We start from the raw sequence: 15159 nt of genomic DNA on the forward strand, positions 1-15159 counted from the left end.
TTCGGCGGGTCAGGAGTTTGCCAAATCGTCACCCCGCGATATTTGCGCCACAGGAGTCACATGCGTCACTCTTGTCACATGGTTTTCTTGGTCCTCTCGATGCTCGTCGTCACCGTGCTCGGTGTGGCGGTCGTCGGCGTCGTGGCGGTGCCCGCGCACCGTGGCGGCCGCGACCTGCTCACCGCCAAGGGGGAAGGGGTCGCACGCTCGGCACGCCGCCGCGCCGGCACCCTCGGTCGCCCGCGCGCCCGCACCCACTAGGCCGCGTCAGACCGCCTGCCCACCACACTCAGCCACCGGCACACGCCGGTGGCTGATCGGCGTTCGGACAGGCTGTCGCCGCCCCGGGGGACGACCTCGAGGGCGCACGGAGGGCCCCTGCGACCGTGGTTGGATGGCTGACGTGGACACAGTCTTGATCTACGTCATCATCGGCGTCGCCATCATCCTCGGGGCCGTCGGCTACGGCATCAGCCTCCTGCGCGGGCGCGGCCGCACCCTCGAGCGCCAGGCGCCGCCGGCACGCCCGGGCCTGCCCACCGAGGACCTCGACCGCCGACCACCCGCGGGCTCCCCAGGCTCGACGGACACCGTCGCGCCGCCCGAGACGCCCGGTGCACCCGCCCGGGTCGAGGTCGAGGAGCCGGTCGCACCGACGGCTCCCGAGCCCACGCTCGAGCGGCCCGAGTCCGCCCGCGGCCGGCTGCAGCGACTGCGGGCGCGTCTGGCCCGGTCCAACTCCTCGATCGGGCAGGGCCTGCTCGCCCTGCTCTCGCGCGGCAAGCTCGACGAGGAGGCGTGGGAGGAGGTCGAGGACACCCTCATCTCCTCCGACCTCGGCGTCGAGGCGACCATGGAGCTCGTCGACTCGCTGCGCACGCGCGTCAAGGTCGACGGAACCACCGACGAGGCCACCGTCCGCGGCTGGCTCCGCGAAGACCTGCTCGCGCTCGTCCAGCCCGACATGGACCGTCGCATCGCGAGCAGCCGTGTCGGCGAGCGGCCCGCCGTCATCCTCGTCGTGGGTGTCAACGGCACCGGCAAGACGACGACCGTCGGCAAGCTCGCCCGCGTCCTCGTGGCCGAGGACCGCGAGGTCCTCCTCGGGGCGGCCGACACCTTCCGCGCGGCGGCGGCGGATCAGCTCGAGACGTGGGGCGCCCGTGTCGGGGTCGCCACCGTGCGGTCCGAGAAGGACGGTGCCGACCCGGCCGCCGTTGCCTTCGACGCCGTCAAGGCCGGCATCGAGGAGGAGGTCGACGTCGTCATCATCGACACGGCCGGCCGCCTCCACAACAAGGTCGGCCTCATGGACGAGCTCGGCAAGGTCAAGCGCGTCATCGAGAAGCAGAGCGAGATCGACGAGGTCCTGCTCGTCCTCGACGCCACGACGGGCCAGAACGGCCTCCAGCAGGCCAAGGTCTTCTCCGAGGCCGTCGACGTCACGGGCATCGTCCTGACCAAGCTCGACGGCACCGCCAAGGGCGGCATCGTCGTCGCGGTGCAGCGACAGCTGGGCGTCCCGGTCAAGCTCGTCGGCCTCGGTGAGGGACCGGACGACCTGGCGCCGTTCGACCCCGAGGCCTTCGTCGACGCCATCGTCATGTAGCCAGCCCCCGACCCCTCGCGTATGCCGCCCGGCCCGGCCGGGCGGCATACGTGCGTCCCGGGGTGGTCGGGCAGCATGGGGCTGTCCGTGGGGTGGGCGGGAGAGTCCACGATCCGGACGGCCACGGCGGGTGAAACCATCCGCTAACACCGCTCCGGCGTTGTTGACACGGCTGTAACAAACGGCGTGCTCGGACGACATCCGACCCGTCCATCGTTCTCGCCATGAGCGCACTTACCTTCGTGACGGCGGACAAGCCGTTCACCGACAGCGGGAACACCGCGTGGGTCCTCGCAGCAGCCGCCCTGGTGCTGTTCATGACCCCCGGTCTCGCCCTCTTCTACGGCGGCATGGTTCGCACCAAGAGCGTCCTCAACATGATGATGATGTCGTTCATCACCATGGGAACGGTCGGCACGGCGTGGATCCTCTGGGGCTACAGCGAGACGTTCGGCAACGACGTCGGCGGCGGCCTCATCGGCAATCCCTTCGAACACTTCGGGCTCAAGGGCGTGCTCGGTGCCATCTACGGCTACGTACCGGCTGCCGCGGGCACGCCAGCGGCAGGCGGCATCCCCGGCGGTGCCTTCGTCGCCTTCCAGGTCGTCTTCGCGATCATCGCCGTGGCTCTCGTCTCGGGTGCGATCGCCGACCGGGCCAGGTTCGTCACGTGGACCGTCTTCACGGTGATCTGGGCGACGCTCGTCTACTTCCCGGCAGCCCACTGGGTCTTCGCCTTCAACGGCTTCGCGGCCGAGACGGGTGGCTGGATCGCCAACAAGGCCGACGGACTCTTCCTCGGTGGCCTCGGCGCCTACGACTTCGCGGGCGGCACGGCCATCCACATCAACGCCGGTGTTGCGGGCCTCGCCCTGGCGATCCTGCTCCGCAAGCGGGTCGGGTGGCCCAAGGAGCCGATGCGTCCGCACAACCTGACCCTGGTCATGATCGGTGCCGGCATCCTGTGGTTCGGCTGGTTCGGCTTCAACGCAGGCTCGGCCCTCAGCGCAGGCACGCTGGCCTCGGGCGTCTGGGTCAACACCCTCGGTGCCACCTGCACGGCCATGCTCGGCTGGCTCATCACGGAGAAGATCCGCGACGGCCACGCCACCTCGCTCGGCGCGGCCTCCGGTGTCGTCGCCGGCCTCGTCGCCATCACCCCGGCGTGCGCCACCGTCTCGCCGTGGGGCGCCCTCGTCGTCGGTCTCGCGGCCGGTGTGGGCTGTGCCCTCGCCGTCGGCCTCAAGTTCCGTTTCGGCTTCGACGACAGCCTCGACGTGGTCGGCGTGCACCTCGTCGGCGGCCTCATGGGCACCCTGCTCATCGGCTTCCTCGCCGACGCGACCAACAGCCCGACCGGCACGGCCGGCCTCACGATGAACGACGGTCTCTTCTTCGGCGGGGGCTTCGGACAGCTCTGGGCCCAGACCCTGGGGGCCGTAGCGGTGCTGATCTACTCCTTCGTGGTGACCTTCGCCATCGGCTGGGTCCTGCACAAGACCATGGGCTTCACCATCTCCGAAGAGGAGGAGGTCAGCGGTATCGACCTGCTGGAGCACGCGGAGACCGCGTACGACCTCGGCTCGTTCACGGGTGGCAGCCGTAGCCTGCCCACCTCGGGCATCGTGGCCGAACGAACCCGACAGCCCGTCGCCGACGAGCCGTCCTCCAAGGAAGGGGCATCCGCGTGAAGCTCATCACCGCCATCATCAAGCCGCACCAGCTCGACGAGGTCAAGGAGGCCCTGGAGGCCTTCGGGGTGGCCGGCATGACCATCAGCGAGGCCAGCGGCTACGGACGCCAGCGCGGCCACAGCGAGGTCTACCGCGGCGCCGAGTACACCGTCGACTTCGTGCCGAAGGTGCGGCTCGAGGTCCTCGTCGACGACATCGACGCCCCGGACGTCCTCGACGTGATCCTTAAGGCCGCGCAGACCGGTCGCATCGGTGACGGCAAGATCTGGTCCGTCCCGGTCGAGGAGGTGGTGCGCGTCCGCACCGGCGAGCGGGGCGTCGACGCCCTCTGAGCGCCGACGGACCGCTCCACAGCACGACGAGCACCAGAGACACCCGCAACACCAAACCCAAGGGGACGGCGAGACCTGACATGACGGATGTGACCTCACGACGTCTGGACCTCGCCGGCACCCGGACCTTCGCGACGCCCGGCGCGGGCCAGACCCGCCGCCGGGCGCTCGCGGAGTTCGGGTTCGGATGGCTCCAGGAGCTGTGGCGCGAGGCGTGCTCCGGGCGCCGGCACGAAGGTGTCGCGCTCGCTGCCGTCGGCTCGCTGGCCCGCAGCGACGGCGGACCGCTCAGCGACTACGACCTGGTGCTGGTGCACCACCCCCGCGGCCTCTCCGGCAAGGAGGTCGGCGCCTTCGCCGACAAGCTCTGGTATCCCATCTGGGACGCCGGGGTGCGCCTCGACCACAGCGTCCGCACGGTCGCCGAATGCCGCGCCGTCGCCTCCGACGACCTGTCCGCGGCGGTCGGGCTGCTCGACCTGACCCACGTGGCCGGTGACGCCGACGTCGTCAACGCGGCCCGCTCCACGGTGGCGCACGACTGGCGGGCCAACGCCCGCACCCGTCTCGGCGAGATGCAGGAGTCCGTGGTCCAGCGACACGCCCGCCAGGGCGACCTCGCGCACCTCATCGAGCCCGACCTCAAGGAGGCCCACGGCGGCCTGCGGGACATGTCGGTGCTGCGGGCCCTCACGGCCGCGTGGCTCACCGACCGCCCGCACGGTGAGGTCGACGAGGCCTACGAACGCATCCTCGACGTCCGCGACGCCATCCACGTCGTCACCGGGCGCGGCCGGGACCGGTTGACGCGCGACGACCAGGACGCGTGCGCGGCGCTGCTCGGCTACACCGACGCCGACGACCTGCTCACCGACCTGTCGACGTCGGCACGCACCATCGCGTATGCCGTCGACGGCACCCTGCGCCGCGCCATGCAGTCCCAGCGCGCCCGCACGCTGCGCGTCGGTCCCCGCCGCCCGCAGCTGGCGCCGCTCGGCTACGGCCTCTACCGGCACGACGGGGAGGCGGTTCTCGGACCGTCGGCCGACCTGTCGTCCGACCCGATCACCCCGCTGCGGGCCGCTGTCGTGGCCGCGCGTGGCGGGATACCCCTGTCGCCGACGACACTGAAGAACCTCGCCGCCACCGCACCCTCGCTGCCCGAGCCGTGGCCCGAGGTGGCCCGCAACCTCTTTGCGGACCTGCTCGCGTCGGGGCCCGGGCTCGTCACCGTGTGGGAGGGGCTCGACCTCGCCGGCGTCGTCGAGCGGTGGATCCCTGAGTGGCAGGCGGTGCGCAGCCGCCCGCAGCGCAACGCCGTGCACCGGCACACCGTCGACCGGCACCTCATCGAGACCGTCGTGGCGGCGAGCGGCATGGTCCGCGACGTCGCGCGGCCCGACCTGCTCATGCTCGCGGCGGTGCTCCACGACATCGGCAAGGTGCCGGGCTCGCAGGACCACTCCGTGACCGGGGCCGGGCTCGCCGACTCGGTGCTCCGGCGGATGGGTGTCACCGACGCCGACCGCGGGACCGTCGTGCGCCTGGTCCGGGAGCATCTCACCCTCGTCGAGCTGGCCACCCGTCGCGACCCCGAGGACCCGGCGACGATCATCGCGCTCTCGGACGCCGTCCACGGCTCGGCCACGACCCTCGACCTCCTGCGCGCCCTCACCGAGGCCGACGCGTCCGCCGCCGGGCCCAAGGCCTGGAGCGACTGGCGGGCCGGCCTCGTCCAGCGCCTCTACCAGGCCTGCCGTTCGGCACTCATCGCCCACACCCCAGGAGAGGGGCCTCTCGTCGTGGAACCGATCGAGACCCTGGCGCTCGGGGGCGACGCCCTCGACCGCATCGCGTCCGGAGAGCCCTACGTCACCGTGTCATCCCTCGGTGGCGCCCACCGCATCGACATCATCGACCGCGACCGCGCCGGCCTCTTCGCCGACGCGGCCGGCCTGCTCGCCGCGCACGGCTTCGTCGTGCGCTCGGCCATCGTCCGCACCATCGACGGCGTCGCCGTCAACGAGTGGTGGGTCGACTCGCCCTCCGGCGAGACCCCGCTTCCCGGGGTGATCGGCCGCGACCTCATGCGGGTCGCGAAGGGCGACCGCGCGCCGCTGGGCAAGCTGCAGCGACGCAAGTCCTCGGGGGTCCGAAGCCCCGGCTCGGGGTCGGTCGACTCGACGCGGGCCATGGTCATCAGCAGCGCGTCCGACACCGCGACGGTCATCGAGGTGCGCGCCACCGACCGCCCGGGACTGCTGCAGGACATCGGCATCACGCTCGCCCGGGCGTCGTTGTCGGTGCGCTCCGCCCACATCGCCACGTATGCCGGCCAGACCCTCGATACGTTCTACGTGACCGAGTTCGGTGGTGGGCAGCTGGCGCCCGCCCGGGCCGCGCAGGCGGTCGCGATGATCATCGACACCTGCGACGCCGACTGAGCAGCCGCCGCCTCCTCCTCGCCACCTCCCAGGCGGTTCGAGGTATCTGCGCGGTCCGGGGGCCGCGCAGATACCTCGAACCGGGGGAGGGGAGGGTGCAGGGCCTCAGTCGAGCAGGTCGGCCTCGTGCAGGTGGGCGAGGACGAGCCGGTCGACGGCGGACACCCGGTCGCCGTCCCCGGCCGTCAGCCACGCGATCTCCTCGATCTCCCGCGACGGCACGAACGTGCCCGTGTGGAGGGCGGTGTAGCAGGTGAGGCGCACGAGGAGGCCGTCCGTACGCGCGTCGGCGAGCGCCTCGAACGTGCCGACGTGCCTGGCCGTCGCAGCATCAACCGTGACCGCCAGCTCCTCGTCGAGCTCGCGGACCAGCGTCTCCACGTCGCTCTCGCCCGGCTCGCGCTTGCCGCCGGGCAGGTAGAACCGCTCGCGGCCGGCGTTGCGGGCCACGAGCAGGCGCCGCTCGTCCAGGTGGATCCACGCGATCTTGTCGATGAGGTCAGCCATCCGACCAACGTAACCTCCGCGCGCCACCGCGGCTCACGGCATACCTCCTCGGACGTCGGGTCGGACCCACGCGCCGGAGCGGATAACCTTGCCCGGTGTTTGCATCCCTGTCTGACCGCCTGACCGCGACGTTCAAGAACCTCCGCGGCAAGGGCCGGCTCACGGAGTCCGACGTCAACGCGACGATCCGCGACATCCGCCTCGCCCTGCTCGACGCCGACGTCGCCCTGCCCGTCGTCAAGCGGTTCACCAGCTCGGTGCGCGAGCGGGCCCTCGGCGCCGAGGTCAGCCAGGCGCTCAACCCGGCCCAGCAGGTCGTCAAGATCGTGCAGGAGGAGCTCGTCGCGATCCTCGGCGGGCAGACGCGCACCATCCGCTTCGCCAAGCAGCCGCCGACGGTCATCATGCTGGCCGGCCTCCAGGGCTCGGGCAAGACGACCTTCGCCGGCAAGCTCGGCAAGTGGCTCAAGAGCCAGGGGCACACGCCGCTCCTCGTCGCGGCCGACCTCCAGCGCCCGAACGCCGTGACCCAGCTCGAGGTCGTCGGCGAGCGAGCCGGCATCCCCGTCTTCGCGCCCGAGCGGGGCAACATGGGCGGCCACGACGCCGTGCTCGACTCCGGCGAGGGCACCCGCTCGTTCGGTGACCCCGTCCACGTCTCCCGGATGGGTATCGAGCAGGCTCGCGCCAAGCAGTACGACGTCGTCATCGTCGACACCGCAGGCCGCCTCGCCGTCGACGCCAACCTCATGCAGCAGGCCTCCGACATCCGCACGGCCATCGCGCCCGACGAGGTCCTCTTCGTCCTCGACGCCATGATCGGCCAGGCTGCCGTCGAGACCGCCCAGGCGTTCCACGAGGGCGTCGCCTTCACCGGTGTCGTCCTGTCCAAGCTCGACGGCGACGCCCGTGGTGGTGCCGCCCTGTCGGTCGCCGAGCTCACCGGCGAGCCGATCATGTTCGCCTCGACGGGTGAGAAGGTCACCGACATCGAGGTGTTCCACCCCGACCGCATGGCCAGCCGCATCCTCGACATGGGTGACGTGCTGACCCTCATCGAGCAGGCCGAGAAGGCGTTCGACAAGCGCCAGGCCGACGAGATGGCGCGTAAGTTCCTCGCCGAGGAGGACTTCACCTTCGAGGACTTCCTCCAGCAGATGAACGCCATCAAGAAGATGGGCTCGCTCAAGTCGATGCTCAAGATGATGCCGGGCATGCAGGGGATGCGCGACCAGCTCGACGCCTTCGACGACCGCGAGTTCGACCGCGTCGAGGCGATGGTCCGCTCGATGACCCCGTTCGAGCGCACCCACCCCAAGCAGATCAACGGCTCGCGCCGCGCCCGCATCGCCAAGGGCTCGGGCGTCACCGTCACCGAGGTCAACCAGCTGCTCGAGCGCTTCGGCCAGGCCCAGAAGATGATGAAGTCGATGGCCCGCGGGGGCGGTGGCGGCCTCCCGGGCATGCCCGGCATCCCCGGTGCCGGCAAGCGCGGCAAGCAGGCCCCGCAGCGCAAGAAGAGCAAGAGCGGCAACCCCGCCAAGCGCGCCGCCGAGGAGCGGGCCGCCGCGGAGAAGGCCGCCTCGGGGCGTGCCGCCTCCGCCGCGAGCGCGTTCGGGGCTCCGGGCGCGGGCGATGCGGGCGGCCCCGACCGTGCGGCCGACGACGCCGACCCGATGGCCGGTTTCGACCCGTCGAGCCTGCCCAAGGGCTTCGAGAAGTTCCTCGGCGGAGGCCGCTGACCGTTCCGGCCCCACACCTCCGGCATCCCGTCTCACCGCGGGAATGCCGGTCGTGACCTTCGCGCTGACCACTCTGGGGCCACGGGACGTGGGTGTCCGGGTCCGCGAGGAGGGGTGATGGCGCGCTTCGAGATGACGGCGGCCGCTGACCCGGGCGACGGCGACGGCCTCGACGCGTACTCGCGCGCGGTGAGCACCGTGGCCGCCCGGCTCACGCCGCTCGTCGCGAGCCTCCGGGTCAGCCGACCGGTCCGGGGCGGCGCCGTCGAGGGCGGAGGCTCCGCAGTGACGCTGACCGCGGACGGCCTGCTCCTGACCAACGCCCACGTCGTGCACGGCGTCGACCACGGCACCGCGAACTTCTCCGACGGCCGGTCCGTTCCGGTCCACCTCGTCGGCGCGGACCCGCTCTCGGACCTCGCCGTCGTGCGCGCCGAGGAAGCACTCACGTCCCCGCCGGAGTTCGGCGACGCCGACCGGCTCAGGGTCGGGCAGGTCGTCGTCGCCATCGGCAACCCGCTCGGGCTCGAGGGCAGTGTCACCGCGGGCGTCGTCAGCGCGCTCGGTCGCTCGCTGCCGACCCGGTCCGGCAGGGCCTCCCGCTTCGTCGAGGACGTCATCCAGACCGACGCACTTCTTAACCCGGGCAACTCCGGCGGCGCGCTGGCCGACTCACGGGCCCGCGTCGTCGGCATCAACACGGCGGTCGCCGGGATCGGGCTCGGTCTCGCGGTGCCCATCAACGCGACGACCCGACGGATCATCGAGGCCCTCGTCGAGGACGGGCATGTCCGCCGCGCCTACCTCGGACTCGTCACCGTCCCGGTGCCGGTGACCGACGAGGTCGCGGCCCGACTGGGCCGGCGCACCGCGCTGCGCATCGCTGAGGTCGTGCCGGACCGCCCGGCTGAGCACGCCGGCCTGATCCGGGGCGATGTCGTCGTCGCCGCGGACGGCAGACCGCTGTCCGACGCACAGTCGCTCCAGCGGATCCTGCTGGACGAGGCGATCGGGCGCCCGATCGAGGTCACCGTCCTCCGGGGAGCTGCACTCGTCGACGTCCGCGCCGTGCCGCGGCTGCTGCGCGGGTGACGGAGAGGGACAGGCGGCCTACGCTCAGGGGTCGTGGTCACCACCGACGGGCGCTCCCGGGTGCGGATGCCGGACGGGCGGCGCCTCGACGTGTGGCAGGGCGGAGACCCGCTCGGCACACCGCTCGTCTTCTTCCACGGCACGCCGGGCGGCCGGCTGCAGGCCGCGCTCGGCGACGGCGCGGCCTCACGCGCCGGGGTGCGGCTGCTCGCGTTCTCACGCCCCGGCTACGGCGGGTCGACAGACGCCCGCACCACCCTGGCGTCGGTGGGCCGGGACACCGGCACGGTCGCCGACGTACTCGGGCTCGACGCGTTCGCCGTGCTCGGTGTCTCCGGGGGAGGGCCGTATGCCGTCGCGGCGGCAGCCGTCCTGCCGCACCGGTTGCGCGTGGTCGGGGTCGTCGCCGGCATCGGGCCGCTGCTCGCGCTCGACCCTGCCGCTGCCGAGGACCCCGCGGTCCGTGCGGCACTCGCCGGAGACGTCGACACGGCCATCGACCTCCAGGACGCCGCGATGACGGATGGCGCCGGGGAGAGCGGGCCGGGTGGTCGCACCCCTTGTGCACCGGCGGTGTGCGTCGGCGGCTTCGTCTCTCCCGAGATCCTCGAGCCCTGGACCGCGAGCGGCCGCCCCGGCGTGCCGTCCTACCGCGGCGTGTCGCGCGACGCGCTCGCCTTCACCTCGGGCTGGGACGTCGCCCTCGACGACGTCCGCGCGCCGGTCCACCTCTGGTACGGCGACCGCGACCGCACGGTGGGGCTCGAGCACGGCCAGTGGCTGCACGCGCACCTGCCGACGTCGCGGCTCGTCGTCCGCGAGGGCGCCGGACACCTCGCGACGCTCATGGCGCACTTGGCCGAGGTCCTCACGGATCTGGCGCGCGACGGAGGTTAGGGTCGGTGCCATGAGTGCACCGGTGCTCCACGTCCGCGGTCGGGTGCTCGTCGGTCCCGACGACGTCGTCGACGAGCTGTGGGTCATCGGGGGGCGCGTCTCGTTCACGCCGCCGACCGACCGGACCGACGTGCAGACGCTCGAGGGCTGGGTGCTCCCCGGGCTCGTGGACGCCCACTGCCACGTCGGTCTCGGGCCCCACGGCGGCGTGCCGCGCGACGAGGCCGAGCAGCAGGCGATCACCGACCGCGACCGCGGCACGCTCCTCATCCGCGACGCCGGCCAGCCGGGCGACACCCACTGGGTCGACGACCGTGACGACCTGCCCAAGATCATCCGCGCCGGCCGGCACATCGCCCGCACGCGGCGCTACATCCGCAACTTCGCCCACGAGGTCGAGGAGGACGAGCTCGTCCGCCACGTCCGTCTCGAGGCGCACCGCGGTGACGGGTGGGTCAAGCTCGTCGGTGACTGGATCGACCGCGATGTCGGCGACCTCGCGCCCAGCTTTTCGCGCCAGGCGGTCGCCGACGCGATCGCGGCCGCCCACGAGGAGGGCGTGCGCGTCACGGCCCACTGCTTCGGCGAGGAGTCGCTGCGCGACCTCGCGGCCGCCGGCATCGACTGCATCGAGCACGCGACCGGCCTGCGCGAGGACTCCATCGACACCTTCGCCGCGCAGGGCATCGCCATCGTGCCGACCCTCGTCAACATCGCGCAGTTCCCCGACCTCGCCGAGCCGGCCAAGGCGAAGTTTCCCGACTACCACCGCCACATGCTCGACCTGCACGAACGGCGCTACGCCACGGTCGGCGCGGCGCACGAGGCCGGCGTGCCGATCTACGTGGGCACCGACGCCGGCGGGAGCCTCCCGCACGGCCTCGTCGCCCAGGAGATGGTCGAGCTGACCAAGGCAGGGCTGACCAACGCCGAGGTGGTCGCCGCAGCGACGTGGGGCGCTCGCGAGTGGCTCGGGCGTCCCGGCATCGTCGAGGGCGAGGACGCCGACCTCGTCGTCTACGCCGCCGACCCCCGCGCCGACGTCACCGTCGTCGCCGACCCGCTGGGTGTCGTCCTGCGAGGTCGCGTTGTCGTCTGAGCACGCCCGCGAGCCGGACGCCGACGAGCCACCGTTCACCGCGACGGGCGACCGCGTCGAGGTGCGGCCACCCACCCCGGCCGACATCCCGGCCTACACCGCCGCCGTCACCCTCTCGGCGCGGCGCCTCGCCGACTTCGCCATGCCCGACCCGCACAACCTGCCGGTCGTCATCGCCAACCAGTCGCCGACCTACCGCACCTTCATGGTGCACGCGCTCGACGCCGAGGGCTCGCACGGGCTCGTCGGGCGCGTCAACGTCGCCAACGTGGTCGGCGGGTCGTTCCGCAACGCCACCGTCGGCTACGACTCCTACGACCCGTATGCCGGCCGTGGCCTCTTCGCCGAGGGGCTGCGCCTCGTGCTCGACCTGCTCTTCGCCGACCCGCCCCGGGGGATGGGGCTGCACCGCGTCGAAGCCAACATCCAGCCGGCCAACCACCGATCCGCAGGGCTCGCCCGCTCGATCGGTTTCGTGCACGAGGGCTACTCCCGCCACTTCCTGCACCTGCCCGGCGTCGACGGACGCCGCGACTGGCGCGACCACGAGCGCTTCACGATGCTCTCCACCGACTGGCCGTCCGTGCCCTACCGCGCCCAGGGCCACCGCCGGGTCGCCTGTGTCGTGGACGGGCCCCGCGTCCCCGGCTACGGCGGGACCAGCCTCGCTGCCGCCGTCGCCGCGGAGCTCGGGGTGCCGCTCTTCTCGTCGACCGTCGTCCCGGACCCGGCCACTGTCTTCGAGCTGCTCCGTGTGTCTCCCGTCGGCGGGGTCCTCGAGTGCCGGCTGCACGGTCCGGAGCTGCGGACGGGTCTCGCCCGCGCCGGCTTCGAGCCCTCCCGGGTGCCAGTCATCGAGGGCGGCGCCGACGTCGCCCGACGGGACGTCGTCCGCCACGCCCTGGCGGTGCGTGCCGCCCACGCGTGAGTGCGCAGGCGGCATACGCACGTCGTCGCCGGGCCCGTGTCCGGAGCACCCTCTCCGGTCTGGCAGAATGGAGGGCTGTACCCGTCCGGCCCCCTCTCGGCTGGACCGGACGCCTACACACCGAGCGTCGGCACCCCGGCTGAACCCAGTCGGTCTCGCCGCGCTCACTACTGGTTGAGGAGACCGCCACCATGGCAGTCAAGATCCGTCTGAAGCGCATGGGCAAGATCCGTGCACCGTACTACCGCGTCGTCGTCATGGACTCGCGCACCAAGCGTGACGGCCGTGCCATCGAGGAGATCGGCAAGTACCACCCCACCGAGCAGCCGTCGCTCATCGAGATCGACATCGAGCGCGCCCACTACTGGCTCGGCCAGGGTGCGCAGCCGACCGAGGCCGTGGCGGCGCTCATCAAGATCGTCGACGGGGGCAAGCTCCAGACCAAGGAGCCGAAGACCCCGAAGAAGGACCTCTACGAGGCCGCAGTCGCCGCCGCCGGTGGCAAGAACGACGCCGGCACCGACGGCCCGACGCCGCGCAAGAAGGCCGCGAAGAAGGCCGAGCCGAAGGCTGACGAGGCCAAGGCTGACGAGGCCAAGGCCGACGAGAAGGCCACCGAGGCTCCGGCCGAGGCCGCTGCCGACGACACCGCGAAGGCCGAGGCCTGAGCATGCTCGAGGAGGCGCTCGAGCACCTCGTCAAGGGCATCGTCGACCACGACGAGGACGTCGTCGTGCGCCGCAAGGAGCTGCGCCGCGGAGAGCTGCTCGAGGTCCGGGTCCACCCCGACGACCTCGGCCGCGTCATCGGCCGCTCCGGCCGCACGGCGAGCGCGCTGCGCACCGTCGTCGGCGCCCTCGCGGGCAACAACAACGTGCGCGTCGACATCGTCGACACCGACCGCGCACGCTGAGCGCCGACGACTCCACCCGAGTCACCGAGAGGGGCGCCCCGGATCTGCCGGGGCGCCCCTCTCGCGTTCTCGCACGGGCCTGCGCCAGTGGTCTCCTGCCGTCGCCAGAACTGAGAGGATTCGGCCCATGAACGTCGTGCTCGCCCGCATCGGCAAACCCCACGGTCTGCTGGGAGAGGTGACCGTCCAGCTGCACACCGACGACCCGGAGACGCGGTTCGCCATCGGCACCGTCGTCGCGACCGAGGCCGAGCCGGGATCCGGCGTCCCGACGGCGCTGACCATCGCGTCGACGCGGGTGCACCGCGGCATCTGGCTGCTCACCTTCGAGGAGATCCCGGACCGTACCGGCGCCGAGAGCCTGCGTGGCACGCGCCTCGTGCTGCCCGAGTCCGACCCCCAGGCCGAGGACGAGGCCTACTACGAGGAGGACCTCGTCGGTCTCGAGGTGCGCGACATGAACGGCGAGACGGTCGGCACCGTGAGCGGGCTCGAGATCGGGCCGGCACAGGACCGCCTCGTCGTCACGCTCACCGACGGGGTCACGGCATACGTCCCGTTCGTCAAGCGCATCGTGCCCGTCGTCGCCGACGACCACGTCGTCGTCGACCCGCCGGCCGGTCTCTTCGACCTCTACCGCGAGGGCGCCGAGTGACCTTGCCCGAGCAGCCGCCGACACCTCGCGCTCTTCCGGCCATGCGTGTCGACGTCGTCTCCATCTTCCCGGACTACCTCGCCCCCCTCGACCTCTCGCTCATCGGCAAGGCGCGCGAGGACGGGCTGCTCGACGTCCGCGTCCACGACCTGCGCGACTTCACCCACGACCGCCACCGCACCGTCGACGACACCCCGTACGGCGGGGGAGCGGGCATGGTCATGAAGCCGCAGCCGTGGTCCGAGGCGCTCGACCACGTTCTGGCGCAGGACAACCCAGAGGGCCTGAAGCCGCGGCTCGTCGTCCCCGGCCCCGGCGGCCAGCCGTTCACGCAGGCGCTCGCGCGCGAGCTCGCGCAGGAGCCGTGGCTGGCCTTCGCCTGCGGCCGCTACGAGGGCATCGACGAGCGCGTCTACGACCACGCGCGTGAGGACCTCGGTCTCGAGGTCTCGGTCGTCAGCCTCGGCGACTACGTCCTCAACGGCGGCGAGGTGGCCGTGCTCGCCATGGTCGAGGCGGTCGGCCGGCTCGTCCCCGGCGTCATCGGCAACGCCGAGTCCCTCGTGGAGGAGTCGCACGAGGACGGTCTGCTCGAGTACCCCATCTACACCAAGCCCAGCTCGTGGAACGGCCGGGAGGTCCCGCCGGTGCTCCTGTCCGGCAACCACGGCGCCATCGCGGCCTGGCGCCACGAGCAGCGGCTCGCGCGCACCGCCGCACGCCGGCCCGACCTGCTCCACGCCTCCCACGGAGCCGTGGCGGACCAGGACGTCGACATCCGCGCCGCGACGCCGGGGGACGTGCCCGAGCTCGCCGTCCTCATGCGCGCCTGCTGGGTGCAGGAGGCGGTCGTCAACGACACCCTCGACATCCCCGCGCTCCACGAGAGCCTCGACGACGTCCGGGCCAGCCTCGACACGACGCAGACGTGGGTGGCCCGCAGCGGCGGCCGCCTCGTCGGCGCGGTGCGGACGTCCCGGCCGTCGGCCCCCGGTGACGACTGGTTCATCGGGCGTCTCTGCGTCGTCCCGGACCTCCAGGGTCGCGGACTCGGCCGCCGTCTGCTCGAGCACGCCGAGTCGACGGCACCGGACGGCATACGCACGTTCACGCTCCACACGGGCGCCCACAGCGCCGAGAACCTGCGGATGTACAAGAAGGCGGGCTACCGCCTCGTCGACTCGGAAGCTCCCATCCCCGGGGCGGTCACCCTCGTCAAGCGCCGGCGCGGCTGACCGGCGCGACCG

15 protein-coding genes are annotated in these 15159 nt (G+C 72.3%); 14 read left to right on the top strand and 1 reads right to left on the bottom strand.

Annotated features, from left to right (window positions below; genetic code table 11):
- The first annotated feature begins 78 nt into the window (after positions 1–78).
- The 5 genes from AC1DIW_RS03840 (at position 79) to AC1DIW_RS03860 (ending at position 6079) form a co-directional block, all read left to right on the top strand.
- The gene (locus AC1DIW_RS03840) at positions 79–261 is read left to right on the top strand and encodes a hypothetical protein (protein ID WP_442278913.1); all 183 of its coding nucleotides are present in this window, start codon (positions 79–81) and stop codon (positions 259–261) included.
- A gap of 133 nt (positions 262–394) precedes the next feature.
- Positions 395–1609, top strand: coding sequence for a signal recognition particle-docking protein FtsY (gene ftsY / locus AC1DIW_RS03845; RefSeq protein WP_442278914.1), 1215 nt, complete (start codon positions 395–397; stop codon positions 1607–1609).
- A 224-nt stretch (positions 1610–1833) separates the two neighbouring features.
- On the top strand, positions 1834–3300 hold the full coding sequence (locus AC1DIW_RS03850) for an ammonium transporter (RefSeq protein WP_478106522.1): 1467 nt from the start codon (positions 1834–1836) through the stop codon (positions 3298–3300).
- The gene (locus AC1DIW_RS03855; protein ID WP_442278916.1) at positions 3297–3635 is read left to right on the top strand and encodes a P-II family nitrogen regulator; all 339 of its coding nucleotides are present in this window, start codon (positions 3297–3299) and stop codon (positions 3633–3635) included. Before AC1DIW_RS03850 ends, AC1DIW_RS03855 begins: the two co-directional genes overlap by 4 nt.
- Positions 3636–3715: 80 nt before the next feature.
- Positions 3716–6079 (top strand): [protein-PII] uridylyltransferase, encoded by a 2364-nt coding sequence (locus AC1DIW_RS03860; protein ID WP_478106523.1) that lies wholly within the window; start codon positions 3716–3718, stop codon positions 6077–6079.
- 105 nt (positions 6080–6184) lie between these two features.
- Here the strand turns inward: AC1DIW_RS03860 and AC1DIW_RS03865 are convergent, their stop codons facing one another.
- Positions 6185–6586 (bottom strand): NUDIX hydrolase, encoded by a 402-nt coding sequence (locus AC1DIW_RS03865; RefSeq protein WP_478106524.1) that lies wholly within the window; start codon positions 6584–6586, stop codon positions 6185–6187.
- A gap of 95 nt (positions 6587–6681) precedes the next feature.
- Here AC1DIW_RS03865 and ffh point away from each other — a divergent pair, with 95 nt between their 5' ends.
- From ffh to trmD, 9 genes are all read left to right on the top strand, one after another.
- On the top strand, positions 6682–8328 hold the full coding sequence (gene ffh, locus AC1DIW_RS03870) for a signal recognition particle protein (protein WP_442278919.1): 1647 nt from the start codon (positions 6682–6684) through the stop codon (positions 8326–8328).
- Between the two features lie 117 nt (positions 8329–8445).
- Positions 8446–9420 (top strand): S1C family serine protease, encoded by a 975-nt coding sequence (locus AC1DIW_RS03875; RefSeq protein WP_478106525.1) that lies wholly within the window; start codon positions 8446–8448, stop codon positions 9418–9420.
- Positions 9421–9453: 33 nt separating this feature from the next.
- Positions 9454–10317 (top strand): alpha/beta fold hydrolase, encoded by an 864-nt coding sequence (locus AC1DIW_RS03880; protein WP_478106526.1) that lies wholly within the window; start codon positions 9454–9456, stop codon positions 10315–10317.
- Between the two features lie 10 nt (positions 10318–10327).
- Positions 10328–11416, top strand: a complete 1089-nt coding sequence (locus AC1DIW_RS03885; RefSeq protein WP_478106527.1) for an amidohydrolase family protein — start codon at positions 10328–10330, stop codon at positions 11414–11416.
- Complete coding sequence (locus AC1DIW_RS03890; protein ID WP_478106528.1) at positions 11406–12344, top strand: GNAT family N-acetyltransferase; 939 nt, start codon at positions 11406–11408, stop codon at positions 12342–12344. The genes AC1DIW_RS03885 and AC1DIW_RS03890 overlap by 11 nt, the downstream gene beginning before the upstream one ends.
- A gap of 191 nt (positions 12345–12535) precedes the next feature.
- Positions 12536–13012 (top strand): 30S ribosomal protein S16, encoded by a 477-nt coding sequence (rpsP, locus tag AC1DIW_RS03895; protein ID WP_478106529.1) that lies wholly within the window; start codon positions 12536–12538, stop codon positions 13010–13012.
- Between the two features lie 2 nt (positions 13013–13014).
- Positions 13015–13257 carry an RNA-binding protein gene (locus tag AC1DIW_RS03900; RefSeq protein WP_030146663.1) on the top strand — a complete coding sequence of 81 codons (243 nt, stop codon included), beginning with the start codon at positions 13015–13017 and terminating at the stop codon, positions 13255–13257.
- A 127-nt stretch (positions 13258–13384) separates the two neighbouring features.
- Positions 13385–13912 carry a ribosome maturation factor RimM gene (gene rimM / locus AC1DIW_RS03905; RefSeq protein ID WP_478106530.1) on the top strand — a complete coding sequence of 176 codons (528 nt, stop codon included), beginning with the start codon at positions 13385–13387 and terminating at the stop codon, positions 13910–13912.
- 41 nt (positions 13913–13953) lie between these two features.
- Positions 13954–15147, top strand: coding sequence for a tRNA (guanosine(37)-N1)-methyltransferase TrmD (gene trmD, locus AC1DIW_RS03910; protein WP_478106531.1), 1194 nt, complete (start codon positions 13954–13956; stop codon positions 15145–15147).
- Positions 15148–15159: the final 12 nt, after the last annotated feature.

The organism is Terrabacter sp. 01T434 (assembly GCF_056398545.1).